Origin of the sequence: Saccharothrix coeruleofusca, from assembly GCF_014648515.1 — a bacterium.
Classification (GTDB): Bacteria; Actinomycetota; Actinomycetes; order Mycobacteriales; family Pseudonocardiaceae; genus Actinosynnema; species Actinosynnema coeruleofuscum.
This window is the reverse complement of the sequence record NZ_BMRG01000009.1, coordinates 78,791-93,965: the sequence shown is the minus strand read 5'-3', so window position 1 is coordinate 93,965 and position 15,175 is coordinate 78,791. Positions and strand designations below refer to the sequence as shown.

14 protein-coding genes are annotated in these 15,175 nt (G+C 74.1%); 6 read left to right on the top strand and 8 right to left on the bottom strand.

The genetic code is table 11. From position 1 onward, the window contains the following. Positions 1-2: 2 nt before the first annotated feature. Entirely contained in the window at positions 3-2,675 is a 2,673-nt protein-coding gene (locus IEZ00_RS21905) for a P-loop NTPase family protein (RefSeq protein WP_189225185.1), read from the bottom strand. Positions 2,676-3,195: 520 nt separating this feature from the next. Here IEZ00_RS21905 and IEZ00_RS21900 point away from each other — a divergent pair. Beyond that, entirely contained in the window at positions 3,196-3,957 is a 762-nt protein-coding gene (locus IEZ00_RS21900; protein ID WP_189225184.1) for a 2OG-Fe dioxygenase family protein, read from the top strand. Between the two features lie 49 nt (positions 3,958-4,006). Here IEZ00_RS21900 and IEZ00_RS21895 read toward each other — a convergent pair whose 3' ends face one another. From IEZ00_RS21895 to IEZ00_RS21870, 6 genes are read right to left on the bottom strand one after another with little or no spacing between them, the layout of a single operon-like run. Beyond that, positions 4,007-4,324, bottom strand: a complete 318-nt coding sequence (locus IEZ00_RS21895; RefSeq protein WP_189225183.1) for an antibiotic biosynthesis monooxygenase family protein — start codon at positions 4,322-4,324, stop codon at positions 4,007-4,009. 3 nt (positions 4,325-4,327) lie between these two features. After that, a complete protein-coding gene (locus tag IEZ00_RS21890; RefSeq protein WP_189225182.1) occupies positions 4,328-5,065 on the bottom strand; it encodes an SDR family oxidoreductase in 738 nt (245 codons plus the stop codon). After that, the gene (locus IEZ00_RS21885; protein ID WP_189225181.1) at positions 5,065-5,385 is read right to left on the bottom strand and encodes a TcmI family type II polyketide cyclase; all 321 of its coding nucleotides are present in this window, start codon (positions 5,383-5,385) and stop codon (positions 5,065-5,067) included. The genes IEZ00_RS21890 and IEZ00_RS21885 overlap by 1 nt, the downstream gene beginning before the upstream one ends. Before the next feature lie 16 nt (positions 5,386-5,401). Continuing rightward, on the bottom strand, positions 5,402-6,436 hold the full coding sequence (locus tag IEZ00_RS21880; RefSeq protein WP_189225180.1) for a class I SAM-dependent methyltransferase: 1,035 nt from the start codon (positions 6,434-6,436) through the stop codon (positions 5,402-5,404). Between the two features lie 14 nt (positions 6,437-6,450). Then, positions 6,451-7,809, bottom strand: coding sequence for an acetyl-CoA carboxylase biotin carboxylase subunit (locus tag IEZ00_RS21875; protein WP_189225179.1), 1,359 nt, complete (start codon positions 7,807-7,809; stop codon positions 6,451-6,453). Between the two features lie 11 nt (positions 7,810-7,820). Next, positions 7,821-8,282: an anthrone oxygenase family protein gene (locus IEZ00_RS21870; protein WP_189225178.1), complete on the bottom strand. Its 462-nt coding sequence runs from the start codon at positions 8,280-8,282 to the stop codon at positions 7,821-7,823. A gap of 228 nt (positions 8,283-8,510) precedes the next feature. Between IEZ00_RS21870 and IEZ00_RS21865 the strand changes: the two genes are divergently transcribed. The 5 genes from IEZ00_RS21865 to IEZ00_RS21845 are packed head-to-tail and all read left to right on the top strand — an operon-like array spanning position 8,511 to position 14,971. Beyond that, positions 8,511-8,939 carry a cupin domain-containing protein gene (locus tag IEZ00_RS21865; RefSeq protein ID WP_189225177.1) on the top strand — a complete coding sequence of 143 codons (429 nt, stop codon included), beginning with the start codon at positions 8,511-8,513 and terminating at the stop codon, positions 8,937-8,939. Continuing rightward, on the top strand, positions 8,936-10,198 hold the full coding sequence (locus IEZ00_RS21860; protein WP_189225176.1) for a beta-ketoacyl-[acyl-carrier-protein] synthase family protein: 1,263 nt from the start codon (positions 8,936-8,938) through the stop codon (positions 10,196-10,198). The genes IEZ00_RS21865 and IEZ00_RS21860 overlap by 4 nt, the downstream gene beginning before the upstream one ends. After that, positions 10,195-11,421 carry a ketosynthase chain-length factor gene (locus IEZ00_RS21855; RefSeq protein ID WP_189225175.1) on the top strand — a complete coding sequence of 409 codons (1,227 nt, stop codon included), beginning with the start codon at positions 10,195-10,197 and terminating at the stop codon, positions 11,419-11,421. Before IEZ00_RS21860 ends, IEZ00_RS21855 begins: the two co-directional genes overlap by 4 nt. Positions 11,422-11,447: 26 nt before the next feature. Further along, positions 11,448-13,922, top strand: coding sequence for a PEP/pyruvate-binding domain-containing protein (locus IEZ00_RS21850; protein ID WP_189225174.1), 2,475 nt, complete (start codon positions 11,448-11,450; stop codon positions 13,920-13,922). 32 nt (positions 13,923-13,954) lie between these two features. Then, positions 13,955-14,971: a methyltransferase gene (locus IEZ00_RS21845; protein WP_189225173.1), complete on the top strand. Its 1,017-nt coding sequence runs from the start codon at positions 13,955-13,957 to the stop codon at positions 14,969-14,971. Positions 14,972-15,027: 56 nt separating this feature from the next. On the opposite strand, the gene IEZ00_RS38135 is transcribed toward IEZ00_RS21845, so the two are convergent. After that, positions 15,028-15,144 (bottom strand): biotin/lipoyl-containing protein, encoded by a 117-nt coding sequence (locus IEZ00_RS38135; protein ID WP_373293179.1) that lies wholly within the window; start codon positions 15,142-15,144, stop codon positions 15,028-15,030. Positions 15,145-15,175 lie beyond the last annotated feature (31 nt).

The window sequence follows — 15,175 nt, the reverse complement described above, 5'->3', positions numbered from 1 at the left end:
ACTCAACTCCCTCTGACGGCGGTCATCTCCTGCCGCCGGTCCAGGACCAGTTGCCGCCACCGGGCGCCTGCCGCCGCCGCGCCGTCGACCCAGTCCGCGAGCGGCAGGTCGGCCGGGGGAGCCGTCCCCGTCATCATGTGGCTGATCTCCAACAGGTAGGCGAACTCCGCGCCGTTGACGTGCTCCCGGAGACGCGCTCGCGCGGCCTCGACCCCTCCCCCGGAGTCGAGCACCGCCATGTGGAAGCAGAGGGCCAGCCACGCGTAGGCCACCGACGAGGTCAAGCCGCTGCCCTTGGCTTCAGCCGCCACCGCGGTCGCCTCGGCGGGCAGGTCGTCGCCGTCCCCCGCGTTGCGGAGCAGCTGCGCGATCCTGACCTGCAGTTCCGCCCAGCGGATGGCGGCGCCTGCCAGCATCCGCTCGGCCCGTTCGATCTGCTCGTCGGCGCGGTGGCGGTCCTGGAACGCGGCGGCGAAGGCCAGGCACGCCTGGGCGAGCGCGGCTTCGCCGTGCTCGCCTCGGCGCAGCGCTTCCTCACGACCGTGCGCGAACGACGCGCAAGCCCTGGTCATGTGCCCGTGCGGCCACCAGATCTCCCCGGAAGCCCGGTGCCCGCGCCCCTCGGCCCCCAGCGCCTCGCAGAGGGCACGAGCCTGCCGGAAGTGGCCGAGCCTGCGGGACAGGTGCAGCAACCCGCGGGTGGCGCTGGGCGCGAGCCGCCTGCCGTGGTCCACCACCCACCGCATTCCGGCCAAGGACTCCGCGAAGTTGCCCAGGTCGCGATCGCACTCGGCGAGGAAGTAGCGCGGCAGTTCGGCGAGCTCGACGGGCAGCCGCCCCGAGTCGACCACCACGCGCAACCGCTCGGCCGCGCTCCGCCGGTGTCCGCGCTGCCTGCCCGCGATGGCGGTGAGCGCGACCGCCAGCGCGGCGGCGGGGTTGTCCTGGGCCACCGGGTCGTCGGGCACCTGGACGGAGGGCGGCGGGAGCACCACCGGCTCCCACACGCAGTCCTGGACGTAGGCGAAGGCCGCGTCGACCAGCCACGCCAGGTCCAGGTCGAAGTCGCGCGCCAACCGCAATCCCTGGAGCAGGCAGTCCACCAGCAACCTGCGGTCGGCGGTCCGGCTGCTCGCCCGCCACTCGCGCCCCAGCGCGTCGAAAGCGCGCTGGGCTGCCCGCTGCCAGTCCGCCGGGCTCCAGCGGTCCGCGCCGGTCGAGTCGGCCTCCAGGATCGCGGAGCGGACCAGGTCGTGCAGGCGGTGGGGACGGACCGCGCCCTGGTCGCTGTCGACGACGGGGCGCTCGATCAGGCGGAGCACGGGCCCCTCCTGGGACAACCCCGCCGCCGCGGCCGCCAGCGGGACGGAGAAGGAGTCCAGCAGGCTCACCGCGCGGGCGACGTGGCGCTCCTCGGTGGTGAGGTCCCGGAAGGCGCGGGCGACCAGCGCGGTGAAGTCGTGGTTGAACTCCTCGGGACGCGGCACGTCGCCCGACCGCTGGTACAGGCTGAGGAACCGCATCACCGCGAGGTCCAGGTAGAGCGGCAGCCCTCGGGAGCGGTGGGCGATCACCTCGCGGATCTCCGGCGGGATGACCGGCTTGCCGTCCCGGCTCAGCCGGTTCGCCAGGTAGGACTCGCAGTCGTCGCGGGAGAGGTGGCCGACCAGGTGCTGGCGGGGTTCCTCGGTGGCCCCGACCGCGGTCAGCGGCCAGCACCGGGTGCCTACCCAGTCCAACTGCCCCTCCAGGCGTTCGTCGTCCCACTGGAGGCGGTTGCGCCCCGTGATGACGAACAGGGCGTTGGGCATCAGCCAGACCATGCGCTGGATCAGCCGCTCGTGGTCCCGCTGCCCCCGATCGCTGACGTCCTCGAAGGTGTCGAGCAGGACCACCGGGGTGGCGGTGTGCTCGCGGGGCAGGTGCGCCAGGTCCCAGGCCAGCAGGTGGGCGCAGTAGCTCAGCACGTCCAGGTTCGGGTCCGCTTCCAGCAGGTCGGGGAGCCGGTGGCACTCGGCCAGCGCCAGCACGTGCCGCTTGCGGTCGCGCAGGGTCCGCACCAGGGTCCGCAGCCCCTTGCCCATCAGGGCGCCGATCGTGGCGGGGAAGCCCAGCGCCTGAGCGACGTCGGCGAGCACGGACTGCATCTGGGAGGAGAGCGACCTGGCCGCCCGGTTCGACGTCGCGTACCCGCGCAGGTGCTCCTCGACAGGCTCGCCGGGGTGGTTGTGCTCCCAATAGCGGCGCAACGCGAGGTCGAAGGCGGGCATCGGGCGGCCGAGGGCCGTGAGGGCCAAGCGCACCGCGAGGACGACGGACTCGAAGTCGACGCCCGCCTGCCTGGCCAGGTCGATCCGCACCGGGACCGTCCTGGCCAGCGGCGGATCGGGCGTGGACCACTGGGACGGGCCGTCGGGCTGGCCCGCCAACTGCTCGGCGATCTCCCGCGACAGGGCGGACTTCCCGATTCCGCCGACACCGTAGAAGACCAGCACGTTGCGACGCGGCGATTCCAGGTCGTTGACGTCGAAATCCGGCGCGCCGGTGGCGGCGGTCAGGTTCTCCAGGCTCCGGATGACCGCAGCCCACTCGTCCTCCCGATCGGTGAAAACGTCCACCGCCTTGAGCTCACGGCTGTTGGAGTGGAATAGCGCCCGCAAGTCTGATCGGGACACGGCGAGCACACCCCCGTCACGTGGAAACCGGTTGAAACCGACTTTGACCTGTTCGACGATGTGAGGACAGCACACGAGGAGTTCGTGGACGCGCGCCGCCCATCCCGTCGGCACGACTGTATCGCACCAGTCCAGGAAGCCGATCCCAACCACCCACCGCCCATTGACCGCAAGAATGCGGCACGGAGTGTTCACAGAAGAATATTCATATCAATCAGCGAATCGTGGTCTCACCCGACCGGGACGATCAGTCGCTTTGCGACGATCAGCGAACACCGGAAGCAACACTTCAAGAGGTGAGTAAGCCACCCGATCGACGGAGAACATCGACGTCAACTACTTCGTGCGAGTGATTAGGTCGGGGATCCGTCGACAAAAACTCCCGCCGGGGAGCAGCATTGCTCTCTCCAGTCGACACGAGTCGACGCCGTCATGCGCTCGCTCGCCGCCGCGCTACACCTCGGTACACCGCGATACACCGCAGCACGGCCCGCGAGCGGTCCGACCCGAAGGGAGCTCGATGGTCGCACCACAGGACTCGCCCTCCGGTCGCCCCCCGCCGCGCGGCGCGCGCATCGCCGCCGAGGTCGTTCCGCGCCTGCGGCGCGAGGGTTTCGCTTTCGTCGAGCCCGAAGAGGTGCTCGAGTGCACCGGCTGCCCCGATGCGTGGCGGAATTTCGGCACCGCGTGGGAGCGCCTCCCGGTCGACGGCTACCTCAGGGAGGGCGAGAGGTTCCGCAGCAGGAGGTACGGACGGTTCCGGATCTCCTCGGACAGCGGTTTGCGCGAGCGGCCGCACGGCCCCTACCACCAGAGCCTGCAGCACAACGGCTACGCGGGCGGCATCCAACGGCACTACTCCGCCATCGAGGCGGCGACCAGCGATCATCGGATCTTCACCGCTCTGGTCGAATTCGACTGCACCGTGGTGTCGCAGGCCCTGTCGCACACCGGCGCGTGGGAGATCGAGGTCCACCTCTTCCGCATCACCAGCGGCGGTCCTCCCGCCACTCCCACGCCGGAAGGCGTGCACCGCGACGGGAACGACGCCTTCGCGGTGCACGTGGTGGACTACCGCTGCCGCGGTGGGGCCACCAGGATCTACTCGTTGGACGGTGAAGTCCTCCACGAGCGGACCATGACCCGGCCCGCCGAAACGCTTTACGTGGACGACGCCAGGGTTCTGCACGACGTGACCCCGATATGCCCTCGGACGAATGACGTCGCGGGCACCCGAGATGTCATGATCGTGGACTTCCACCGCGGCGGGCCGGGGGCGTGACCCGCCGCGGGCGGCGGACCACCCCGCGGTGCGCCGGGGTGGTCCGCGCTCACAGCGCGGGCGCGCCCCACTGCGCCACCGGCGTCATCGTGGTCATCGCGCTCTCCTCGCGCACCGCGCCCAGCCGCGCGATGCGCTCCCGGTGCTCCGCGCTGCGCTCGTGCTCCCGGAACGCCTCCTCGTCGACCCAGTCGCTGAACACGTAGTAGGTCGCCGGGCCGTCGGCTCCCCCGGCGTCGGCGCGGAACACCCGCTGCCCGAGGTTGCCGGGCCGGGCCGCCACCGCCGCCGCGACCTCGGCGATGACCTCCTCGAACAGCCCGGTGCCGCCGGGCCGCACGCGCATCCTCAGCATGACCCGGTACACGGCTCACACCCCTCCGTCGACGTCGAGGGTCGCGCCGGTGACGTAGCCGGACAGGTCGCCCGCCAGGAACAGGATCGCGCCCGCCACCTCCTCCACCCGCCCGAGCCTGCCCAGCGCGGCCTTGGCCTCGTAGGCGCAGCGGCGCTCGGCGGACAGCGCCGCGGTGGCCTCGGTCTCGATGATCCCCGGCGCCACCAGGTTGACCCGGATGCCGCGCGGCCCCAGCTCCTTGCACAGCGCCCTGGTCAACCCGGCCAGCCCGGCCTTGGACGCGACGTAGTGGGCGGCGGCGGGCATCCCGGCCCGCGCCACGCGGGAGCCGACCAGCACCACCGACGCCCCCTCGCGCAGCAGCGGCAGGGCGTGCTGCACCAGGGTGAACGGGCCGGTGAGGTTCGTGGTGACGGTGCGCTGCCACTCGGTCAGCGACAGCTCGCCCAGCGGGTGGTGGCTGACCGTGGCGGCGTTGCTCACCACGACGTCCAGCCGCCCGTACCGCGCGCCCGCCTCGGCCACCAGGTCCGCCACCTCGCGCGGGTCGGCCACGTCGGCGCGCACCACGTGGTGGTCGCCGCCGGTCTCCTTGAGCGCGACCTCCAGCGACGCGGCGGCTTCCTCGTCCCGCCGGTAGCACGCCATCACGTTGGCGCCCGCCGCGGCCAGCGCCAGCGCGGCGGCCCGGCCGATGCCCCTGGTCCCGCCGGTCAGCAGCGCGGTGCGCCCGGTCAGCCCGTGGTCCATCACACCGCCTCCCACGAGTAGAACGGCTCGGCCATGGCGTCGCGGGGGCTGCGCCAATCCGGCGAGTAGGCGCGCACATAAGGGCTCAGGCGCGTGTTCACCTGCTGGAACAGCGGGTCGTCGCGCAGCGCCGTCACCCCCGCGCCGATGTCCTGCTCGGACTCGATCAGGTGCAGGTACAGGTCGTGGAAGCGGAACAGCGTGCGGGCGGAGGCGCCGAGCCGGTGCGGCAGCTCGGTGGCGTCGGACTCGGCGAAGATCTCCGCGATCACGCCCGCGTGGTCGGGGTTGAACCGGGCGACGATCAGGCTTCGGTACATCGGGGCTCCCAGCGGGTCACGGGTGGGCGCGGTCGGCGATGAGGACGCGCATCGGGACGTTGGGCAGGCGGTGCACCGCGGGCGCGGTGAACCCGGCCGCGGTGAGCATCCGGTCGTAGGCGCGTTCGGTGTGCACCTCCCCCGCCGTGGTCCAGGCCAGCATGAGGACCGAGAACAGGTAGGGCGCCGGGTCCCGGTCCGGCGGCTCGTCGGTGAGGGTGAACCCGACGACGACGAGCCTGCCGTCGGGCTTGAGCGCCCCCGCGACCCTGCGCAGCAGCTCGGTGGCGCGCTCCTCGGAGAAGTGGTGCAGCACGTTCGTCACCAGCGCCACGTCGTAGGGGCCGCCCAGGGGCTCCTCGAACATGTCGCCGGGGATGTGGTGCACGCGGTCGCGCACGCCCAGCCGCTCGGCGTGCCCGGCGGCGATCTCCAGCACGTGCGGCCAGTCCAGGTCCCACACCCGCACCGACGGATCCCGCGCGGCCAGCGCGTAGCCGTACAGGCCGTGCCCGCAGGCCACGTCGAGCACGTCCACGGACGGCCGGGCGGCCATCCACCCGGCCAGCTCGCGCGCGACCAGGTCGGCCGTCGGGCCGGTGGCGGCGGTGGCGTGGGTGGCGAAGTCCTGCCAGTAGCGGAAGTCCGGCGTCTCGGCCTGCTCCCGCACCACCGTTCCGCCCGTGCGCACCGCCTCGTCCAGCACCTTCAGCGCGTCCCACTCCCAGTCGCTGGCCAGCACGTGGACCAGGTTGGCCACCGATCCCGCGCTGCCGCTGACCAGCCACTCCCGCGCGCCGGGGGCGAGCGAGAACACGCCGTCGGCCACTTCCAGCAGCCCGATGGCGGCCAGCGCGTTGAGCAGGATCAGGCCGCCTCTCGGGTCGAGGTCCAGCTGGGCGGAGACGTCCCCGGCGGTCAGCGGCCCCTCGGCGAGGCAGTCGAACACGCCCAGCCGGATGCCGGTGCGCAGCAGGCTGGTGTTGCGGTACCCCTGGATCAGGTCGAAGACGCGGTCCTTGGTCAGGTGCGGCGACGCGGTCGCGGTCATGCCGGGTGGTCCTTTCACGCCGGTCGGGCGGCCAGCACCTGCTCCACCAGCGAGGTGGAGTGCGCGCCGTCCCGGAAGAGGGGGTGGTCGAGGATTTCGGAGAGGAACGGGATCGTGGTGCTGATCCCCTTGCCGGACACCCGGAACTCGGCCAGCGCGCGCCGCATCCGGGCCAGCGCCTGCTCGCGGTCGGGCGCCCAGGTGATCACCTTGGCCAGCAGGGAGTCGTAGTCGGGGGTGATCCGCATGCCTGCCCGGCCGTGGGTGTCCACCCTGGTGAACGGCCCGCCGGGCGGTTCGAACTCGGCCAGCACGCCGGGCGCGGGCGCGAAGCCGCGTGCCGGGTCCTCGGCGTTGACCCGGCACTCCACGGCCACGCCGCGGCGCACCACGTCCGCGGCGGTGAAGCCCAGCGGCCTGCCCGCCGCCACGAGCAGCTGCTCGCGCACCAGGTCGACGCCGGTGGTCACCTCGGTGACCGGGTGCTCGACCTGGATGCGGCAGTTGACCTCCATGAAGGTGAACTCGCCGTCCGGGCCGACCAGGAACTCGAAGGTGCCCGCGCCCACGAACCCGGCGGCGAGCGCGCCGCGCACCGCGGCTTCGGCCATCCGCTCCGCCAGCTCGGCGGGCAGGTGCGGCGCGGGGCTCTCCTCGATCAGCTTCTGGTGCCTGCGCTGCACCGAGCAGTCCCGCTCGCCCAGTGCGACGCCGTTGCCGTGCGCGTCGCACAGGACCTGCACCTCGACGTGCCTGGCGGTGTCCAGGAACCGCTCGACGTAGACGCTGCCGTCGTCGAAGGCGGTCCGCGCCGCGGCACGGGTCCGCCGGTAGACCGCGGTGAACTCGCGCGGGTCGCGCACCACGGCCATGCCCCGGCCACCCCCGCCCGCGGCGGCCTTGACGATGACCGGGTAGCCGATGTCGTCGGCGACCCGCTTGGCCTCCACCGCGCTGTCCAGCGCGCGCGTGCTGCCCGGCTGCACTGGCAGGCCCGCCGCGGCCATGAACGCGCGGGCCGCCGCCTTGTCGCCCAGGGCGCGCAGCACGCGGGCGGGTGGGCCGACGAAGGTGATGCCGTTGCTCTCGCAGACCTCGGCGAAATCGGCGTCCTCGGACAGGAACCCGTAGCCGGGGTGGATCGCCCCGGCGCCGGTGCGCACCGCGGCCTCGATCACCGCGGGCACGTTGAGGTAGCTGTGCCTGGCCGAGGGCGGGCCGATCTGCACGGACTCGTCGGCCAGCCGCACCACCGCCGAGTCGCGGTCGCAGGTGGAGTGCACCGCGACCGTGCGCAGACCCAGCTCCCGGCAGGTGCGGGCGACCCGCAGGGCGATCTCGCCCCGGTTGGCGATCAGCACGGTGTCGAACACGCGGACGCCTTTCACAGCAGCAGACCGACGATGACGGCGTTGACCGCGAGCGAGGCGATCACCAGCACCGCGCGGACGGTGTTCCACTTGCGCCACGTCTCGCGCGGATCGGTCTCGGCGAAGTCGGCGGGCAGCGCGTCCGCGTCCAGCGCGGCCAGCCGCCGGTTGATGGGCGCGTTCTTGGTCACCGCCACGAGGACCGCCTTGAGCTGCAACGAGGACGCGACGATGCACAGCACGTGGGTGGCTGTGGTGGGCGCGGAGAACCCGGCCACGCCGTTGAGCACCGCGCCCGCCGCGAGCAGGGCGGGCATCAGCGGTTCCAGCCGCGGCAGCAGGAGCTGGTGCAGCTGGACCGCGCGGTCGGCGGGCAGCGCGAGGCGCACCGGCGCCACGCCGACCACGGAGACCAGCAGCCCGCCCGCGGTGAGCCCGTTGGCCAGCAGGCAGAGGGGGATGAGGATCTGGAACATCGCGGTGCGCCGACCTCCCGGTCAGGGACGCCCGGCGGGCGCGGCGTCCGTGGACACTCCTCGGACACGCCTGGGCGGTGTCCGGCCGCCGATGGTGGTCCCCCCGGCTCGAAGCACCGTCGTGCGCGCCGCCGGCGGACCTCCATCCGGGCACCACGGCTTCCCCAGCGTTTCTCCACGGAGGTCGGCGACGGTGGGTGGCCACTGGCCCGCGTGAGAGGAGTCCCGTTGCCCCGACCCAGGATCACGAAGGTGGCGGCCGAGGACGTCACCCCCAACCGGCGCCGCGGCGGCGAGCTGCGGGTGGTGCTCGGGCCCGCGACCACCGGCGCGACGACCGGTTTCCTCGGCGTGCTGAGGATGGCGCCCGGCGAGTACGTCAGCGAGCACTACCACCCCTACTCGGAGGAGTTCCTCTACGTCGTCGCGGGCGCGCTGACCGTGCGGGTCGACGGCGAGCCGGTCGAGCTGGCCGCGGGCGAGGGCCTGCTGGTGCCCAAGGACGTCCGGCACAGCGTCCGCAACAGCACCGGCGAGCCCGCCGAGGCGGTGTTCCACCTGTGCCCGCTGGCCCCCCGGCCCGAGCTCGGTCACGTGGACACCGAGCCGCTGCCCGCGCCCGCCCAGCCGCAACCCGACGTCGGCGGCGTCCGATGAGCGCACGGCGCGCGGTGGTCACCGGCATCGGCGTGGTCTCGCCGGGCGCGGGCGACACCAAGGCGTTCTGGGAGCTGCTGATGGCCGGGCGCACCGCGACCAGGACGATCTCCACGTTCGACGCGAGCCCGTTCCGCTCCCGCGTCGCCGCCGAGTGCGACTTCTCCCCGGCCAAGGAGGGGCTGACCCCGCAGGAGATCCGCCGGATGGACCGGGCCGCGCAGTTCGCCGTGGTCGCCGCCCGGCAGGCGGTGGCCGACAGCGGGGTCGAGTTCGACCCGCCCGAGCGGGCCGGTGTCGCGATCGGCAGCGCCGTCGGCTGCACGATCGGCTTGGAGAGCGAGTACGTGGTGGTCAGCGACGGCGGCCGGGACTGGGTGGTGGACCACCGGTTCGGCGTGCCCCAGCTCTACGACTACCTGGTGCCCAGCACCTTCGCGGCCGAGGTCGCGTGGGACTGCGGCGCGCTGGGGCCCGCCGCGACGATCTCCACCGGCTGCACGTCCGGGTTGGACGCCATCGGCCACGGCGCGGCCCTGGTCGAGGAGGGGTCGGCCGACGTGGTGGTGGCGGGCGCGACGGACGCGCCGATCTCCCCCATCTCGGTGGCCAGCTTCGACGCGATCAAGGCGACCTCGCCCAACAACGACTGCCCCGAGCACGCCTCCCGCCCGTTCGACCTGAACCGGGACGGCTTCGTGCTGGGCGAGGGCGCGGCGGTGCTGGTGCTGGAGGAGCGGGAGCACGCGCGGCGGCGCGGAGCCCACGTGTACGCCGAGGTGGTCGGGTTCGCCAACCGCAGCAACGCCTTCCACATGACCGGGCTCAAACCGGACGGCCGCGAGATGGCCGAGGCGATCACCAGGGCCATGGCTTCGGCGCGGATCGGCCCGCAGCGCATCTCCTACGTCAACGCGCACGGCTCGGGCACCAGGCAGAACGACCGGCACGAGACGGCGGCGTTCAAGCGCAGCCTCGGCCCGCGCGCCTACGAGGTGCCGGTCAGCTCCATCAAGTCGATGATCGGTCACTCGCTGGGCGCGATCGGCGCGCTGGAGATCGCCGCGTGCGCGCTGGCCCTGGAGCACCAGGCCGTGCCGCCGACGGCCAACCTCACCACCCCCGACCCGGAGTGCGACCTGGACTACGTGCCGCGCACCGCCCGCGACGCCGACCTGGACGTGGTGCTCAGCGTGGGCAGCGGGTTCGGCGGCTTCCAGTCGGCGATGCTGCTGGCCCGGCCGGGGCGGGTGGCGTGAGCGGCCGCGCCGGGCTGGTGGTGACCGGGCTGGGCGTCGTGGCGCCGACCGGCACCGGGGTGGCGCGGCACTGGGCCGCCACGCTGGCCGGGCGCGGCGGCATCGGACCCATCACCCGGTTCGACGCCAGCGGGTACCCGGTGCGGCTGGCGGGCGAGGTGCGCGGGTTCGACGCGAACGAGCACATGGCGACGAAGCTGGTCCGGCAGACCGACCGGTGGACGCAGTTCGCGCTGTGCGCGGCGGAAGCGGCGCTGCGGGACGCGGGCGCGCACCCGTCGCAGGAACCGGGGCTCGACGAGTACGACATGGCCGTGGTGACGGCCAGTTCCAGCGCGGGCAACGAGTTCGGCCAAGCCGAGCTGGGCAGGCTGTGGTCGCGGGGACCGGAGCACGTCACCGCCTTCCAGTCCATCGCCTGGTTCTACGCCGCGACCACCGGGCAGACCTCCATCAGGTTCGGGATGCGCGGGCCGTGCGGGGTGGTGGCCACCGAGCAGGCGGGCGGCCTGGACGCGCTGGCCCAGGCCCGCCGGGTGGTGCGGGCGGGCGCGCGGCTGGTCGTCACCGGCGGCACGGAGGCGCCGCTGTCGCCGTACGCGCTGGTGTGCCAGCTGTCCACCGGGATGCTCAGCCGGTCGGACGACCCCGAGACCGCCTACCTGCCGTTCGACCCGCGCGCGAACGGGTACGCGCCGGGCGAGGGCGGCGCGGTGCTGGTGGTGGAGGACGAGCGCAGCGCGCGCGAGCGCGGCGCGGCGCGGTGCTACGGGCGGATCACCGGCTACGGCGCGACGTTCGACCCGCGCCCCGGTTCCGGTGGGGAACCGGGGTTGCGCCGGGCCGCGGCGCTGGCGCTGGCCGACGCCGGGCTGTCGCCGAAGGAGGTGGACGTGGTGTTCGCCGACGCGGCGGGCGTGCCGGAGCTGGACCGGGCCGAGACCGACGCGCTGGTGGCGCTGTTCGGTCCGCGCGGCGTGCCGGTCACCGCGCCGAAGACGATGACCGGGCGCCTGTACGCGGGCGGGGCCGCGCTGGACGTCGCCACCGCCCTGCTGTCGGTCCGGGACGGCGTGATCCCCCCGTCGATCAACGTCCGGCCGAGCCCGGACATCCCGTTGGACCTGGTCACCGAGGCCCGGCCGGGACCGGTGCGCACCGCGCTGGTGCTGGCCCGCGGGTTCGGCGGGTTCAACGCGGCCGTCGTGGTCGGTGCGCCGTGAGCGGCGCGGGCAGTGAGGAGTGCGCGGTGGAGGCAGTGGCGTTCGTGCGCCCGCTGGACGAGGTCGGGCTGGGCGACGTGGCCGAGGTCGGCCACAAGTCGGCCGTGCTGGGGGAGCTGAGCGCGGCCGGGCTGCCGGTGCCGCCGGGCTGGGTGCTCACGGCGGACGCGCTGGACCGGGCGCTGGCCGCCGGGCCGGTGGACCGGCGCGACGGGCCGGAGCTGCCCGACGACGTGGCGTGCGCCCTCGCCGCCATCGCCGAGGAGCTGGGTGAGCGGCCGGTGGCGGTGCGCTCGTCGGCGACCGACGAGGACCTGGTGGGCACGTCCTACGCGGGCCAGTACGAGTCCGTGCTCGGCGTGCGGGGTCCGACCGCGCTGGGCGCGGCGGTGCGCGCGTGCTGGGCGTCGGCGTTCACCGACCGGGTCGCGGTCTACGAGGGCGCGCGTGGCGACGGCGCGGGCCGCCGCCGGATGGGCGTGCTGATCCAGCGCATGCTCCGCGCCGAGGCCGCGGGGGTGGCGTTCAGCGCCGATCCGGTCACCGGGCGGCGCGACCAGGTGCGGATCAGCGCGGTGCGCGGCCTCGGCGACCGGCTGGCCGCCGGGCGGAGCGACGCCGAGGAGTGGTCGGTAGTCGACGACATGGCCACCCTGGTGACCGGGGCGCGGGACGCGCTCACGCCCGCGCGGGCGCTGCTGGTGGCCGAGCTGGCCCGGCACGTCGAGCAGCGCTTCGGCCGCCCGCAGGACATCGAGTGGGCCTTCGCCGACGGGCGGCTGTGGCTGCTGCAGGCCAGGCCGATCACCGCGCTGCCGGACCCGCCGCCGAGGCCAGCGGGCAGGCCGGTCCAGCCGCCGCCGGGGTTCTGGCGGCGGTCCAACTACGCGGCCCGGCCGCTGTCGCCGATGGCCAGGTCGACGGTGCTGCGCGGCCAGGCGGACAACCTGCGCCACCTGCTGGCCTACAGCCTCGGCCAGTCGCTGGAGCTGCGCGAGATCGGCGGTTGGCTGTACTCGCGGTTCGCCATGCCCGACGGGCCCGCGGGGTTCGCCGCCAAGCTGAACCAGGTCATGGCCGCGGTGCGGGCCGACGAGCCCGCCGGGACCGTGCGGCGCTGGCACGCCGACTGGCTGCCCCGGCTGGGCGGCGCGCTGGAGCGGGAACGCGACGAGGTCGACCCCGCCGCGCTGGACGACGACCAGCTGCGGGCGCACCTGACCCGGCTGCTGGAGCTGGCGCACGAGGCGTCCGAGGCGCACTTCCGGATCGGCGGCGCGGGCATGCTCGCGCTGGGCGAGCTGGGCCTGGCCTGCGCCGAGCTGCTCGGCTGGGACACCCCGAGCACCCTGGTCCTGCTGACCGGGCTGCCGGGGCGGACCACCGAGCCGTCGCACCGGCTGGCCGAGCTGGTCCGGCTGGCCGAGGGCGAGCCCGCGCTGCGGGCGCTGCTGGCCGACGACCGCACGCCCAGCCGGTCGGCGCTGGCCGCCGCGAGCCCGGCGTTCGCCGAGGCGTTCGACCGCTACCTGCGGGACTGCGCGCTGCGCGCGGCGGGGCTGGACATCGCCAACCCGACGATGGCCGAGACGCCCGAACTGGTGCTGGCGCTGGTGCGCGGCAGGCTCGACCAGGGTTTCGACCCGGCCGAGGACGCCTTGCAGCTGGTGCGGCAGCGGGCCGGGGCGGTCGCGCGGGCACGGGCCGAGCTGGCCCGCACCCCCGAGCACCTGCCCCGGTTCAACCGGGCGCTGCGGCGCGCCCAGGCCGCGTACCCGCTGCGCGACGACAGCGGCAACCTGGCCAAGCTGGCCGCCGCGCTGATCCGCCGGGCGGTGCTGGTGGTGGGCGACCGGCTGGTCGCGCGGGGTCTGCTCGACCGCGTCGACGAGGTGTTCCTGCTGGAGCTGCCCGAGGCGCTGGCCGCGCTGGCGGGCGGTGAGCGGCCGGACGGGATCGTCCGCGCGCGGGCCGCCGAGCTGGCCTGGGCGCAGGCCAACCCCGGCCCGCCGAGCTACGGCCGCCCGCCCGAGGGCCCCGGCGGACCGCCCGCCGCCGTGCTGGAGATGCTGCCCGAGGACGCGCGCCTGGTCGTGCGGGCCGGGATGTGGGTGTGGCGGGAGGCCGCCGGGAACCTGGCCAAGCACGAGGCGCACGACGGCGGGTCGGGTTCTGCCGTGCGCGGCATCCCCGCCTCGGCGGGTCGCTACACCGGTCCGGTCCGGGTGATCGTCGACGAGTCCGGGTTCGGCGCCCTGCGTCCCGGCGACGTGCTGGTGTGCCCGCAGACCACCGCCGAGTGGTCGGTGCTGTTCCCCAACATCGGCGCGCTGGTCACCGATCAGGGCGGGCTGCTGTCGCACCCCGCGATCATCGCGCGCGAGTACCGGGTGCCCGCCGTGGTGGCCACCGGGGACGCGACGCGGCTGCTCACCGACGACCAGGTCGTCACCGTCGACGGCGGCGCCGGAGTCGTCGAACCCGTCACCGGCCCGCGGTGACGTCCTCCACTAGCGAACGGGAACCCCTCACGATGACCACAACCGACCAGAAACCCGGCCCGGCGGCGCTGCTGGACCTGGGCACCTCGTTCTGGGCCGCCAAGGTGCTGCTCACCGCGGTCGAGATCGACCTGTTCTCGCTGCTGGCCCGAGGCCCGCTGGACGCGGCGGGCATCGCCGAGCGGCTGGGCCTGCACCCGCGCGCGGTGCCCGACTTCCTGGGCGCGCTGCGCGCCGAGGGGCTGCTCGTCGAGCAGGACGGCGAGTACCGCAACAGCGCCGCCGCGGACATCTACCTGGACAAGGCGAAACCCAGCTACGTCGGCGGATTCCTGACGATGGTGAACTGGCAGTACCACGGCTGGGGCAAGCTCGGCGACCTGCTGCGCACCGGGCGGATGCAGAACGAGCGCGCCGCGGACTTCGCCTCCTTCTACGCCAACCCCGAGGTGCTGGCCCGGTTCATGGCCGCGATGGACGGGGCGAGCCGGGCCATCGGCCCCGCCCTGGCGCACGCGGTGGACTGGAGCGAGCACGCCTCGGTGGTCGACCTCGGCGGCGCGCGCGGCAACCTGGCCGCCGAGCTGGCCAAGGCGCACCCGCACCTGGCGGCGGGCTGCTTCGACCTGCCGCCCATCGAACCGCTGTTCGTCGAGCACATGGAGCGGCTGAAGCTGACCGGCCGGGTGCGGTTCCACGGCGGCGACTTCTTCACCGACGAACTGCCGCCCGCCGAGGCCTACGTCGTCGGGCACGTCATGCACGACTGGGACGCCGAGCACAACCGGCTGCTGGCCCGCCGGGCGTTCGAGGCGCTGCCGCCGGGCGGCAGCCTGATGGTCTACGACGCGATGATCGACCCCGAACGCCCGGAGACCGCGCGCAACCACCTGCTGAGCCTGAACATGCAGCTGCTGACCGCCGGTGGCGCGGAGTACCCGGTGCGGGACTACCTGTCGTGGCTGCGGGAGGCGGGCTTCACCGACGTCAGCGCCACCCCGCTGACCGCCTCCGACACCCTGGTGCGGGGGCGCAAACCCGTCCGCTGACGCGCACGACGACGCGGCCGCCCCCTCGTGTCCGGGAGGGGGCGGCCGCACGCTGGTCAGCGGGGCTGCGAGGGGGCGAGCAGGAACAGCGGCTGGCCGTACTCGACGGCCTCGCCGTCCTCCGCCAGCACTCGCACCACGCGGCCGGGCTCCCCCGCCTCGACCCGGTTCATCAGCTTCATCGCCTCGACGATGCCCACCTGC

What these genes read in the sequence shown, in the direction of transcription:
- IEZ00_RS21900 (WP_189225184.1), top strand. Translation starts at nt 3,196, where the DNA reads ATGGTCGCACCACAGGACTCGCCCTCCGGTCGCCCCCCGCCGCGCGGC.
- IEZ00_RS21890 (WP_189225182.1), bottom strand. Translation starts at nt 5,065, where the DNA reads ATGGACCACGGGCTGACCGGGCGCACCGCGCTGCTGACCGGCGGGACC.
- IEZ00_RS21885 (WP_189225181.1), bottom strand. Translation starts at nt 5,385, where the DNA reads ATGTACCGAAGCCTGATCGTCGCCCGGTTCAACCCCGACCACGCGGGC.
- IEZ00_RS21880 (WP_189225180.1), bottom strand. Translation starts at nt 6,436, where the DNA reads ATGACCGCGACCGCGTCGCCGCACCTGACCAAGGACCGCGTCTTCGAC.
- IEZ00_RS21870 (WP_189225178.1), bottom strand. Translation starts at nt 8,282, where the DNA reads ATGTTCCAGATCCTCATCCCCCTCTGCCTGCTGGCCAACGGGCTCACC.
- IEZ00_RS21860 (WP_189225176.1), top strand. Translation starts at nt 8,936, where the DNA reads ATGAGCGCACGGCGCGCGGTGGTCACCGGCATCGGCGTGGTCTCGCCG.
- IEZ00_RS21845 (WP_189225173.1), top strand. Translation starts at nt 13,955, where the DNA reads ATGACCACAACCGACCAGAAACCCGGCCCGGCGGCGCTGCTGGACCTG.
- IEZ00_RS38135 (WP_373293179.1), bottom strand. Translation starts at nt 15,144, where the DNA reads ATGAACCGGGTCGAGGCGGGGGAGCCCGGCCGCGTGGTGCGAGTGCTG.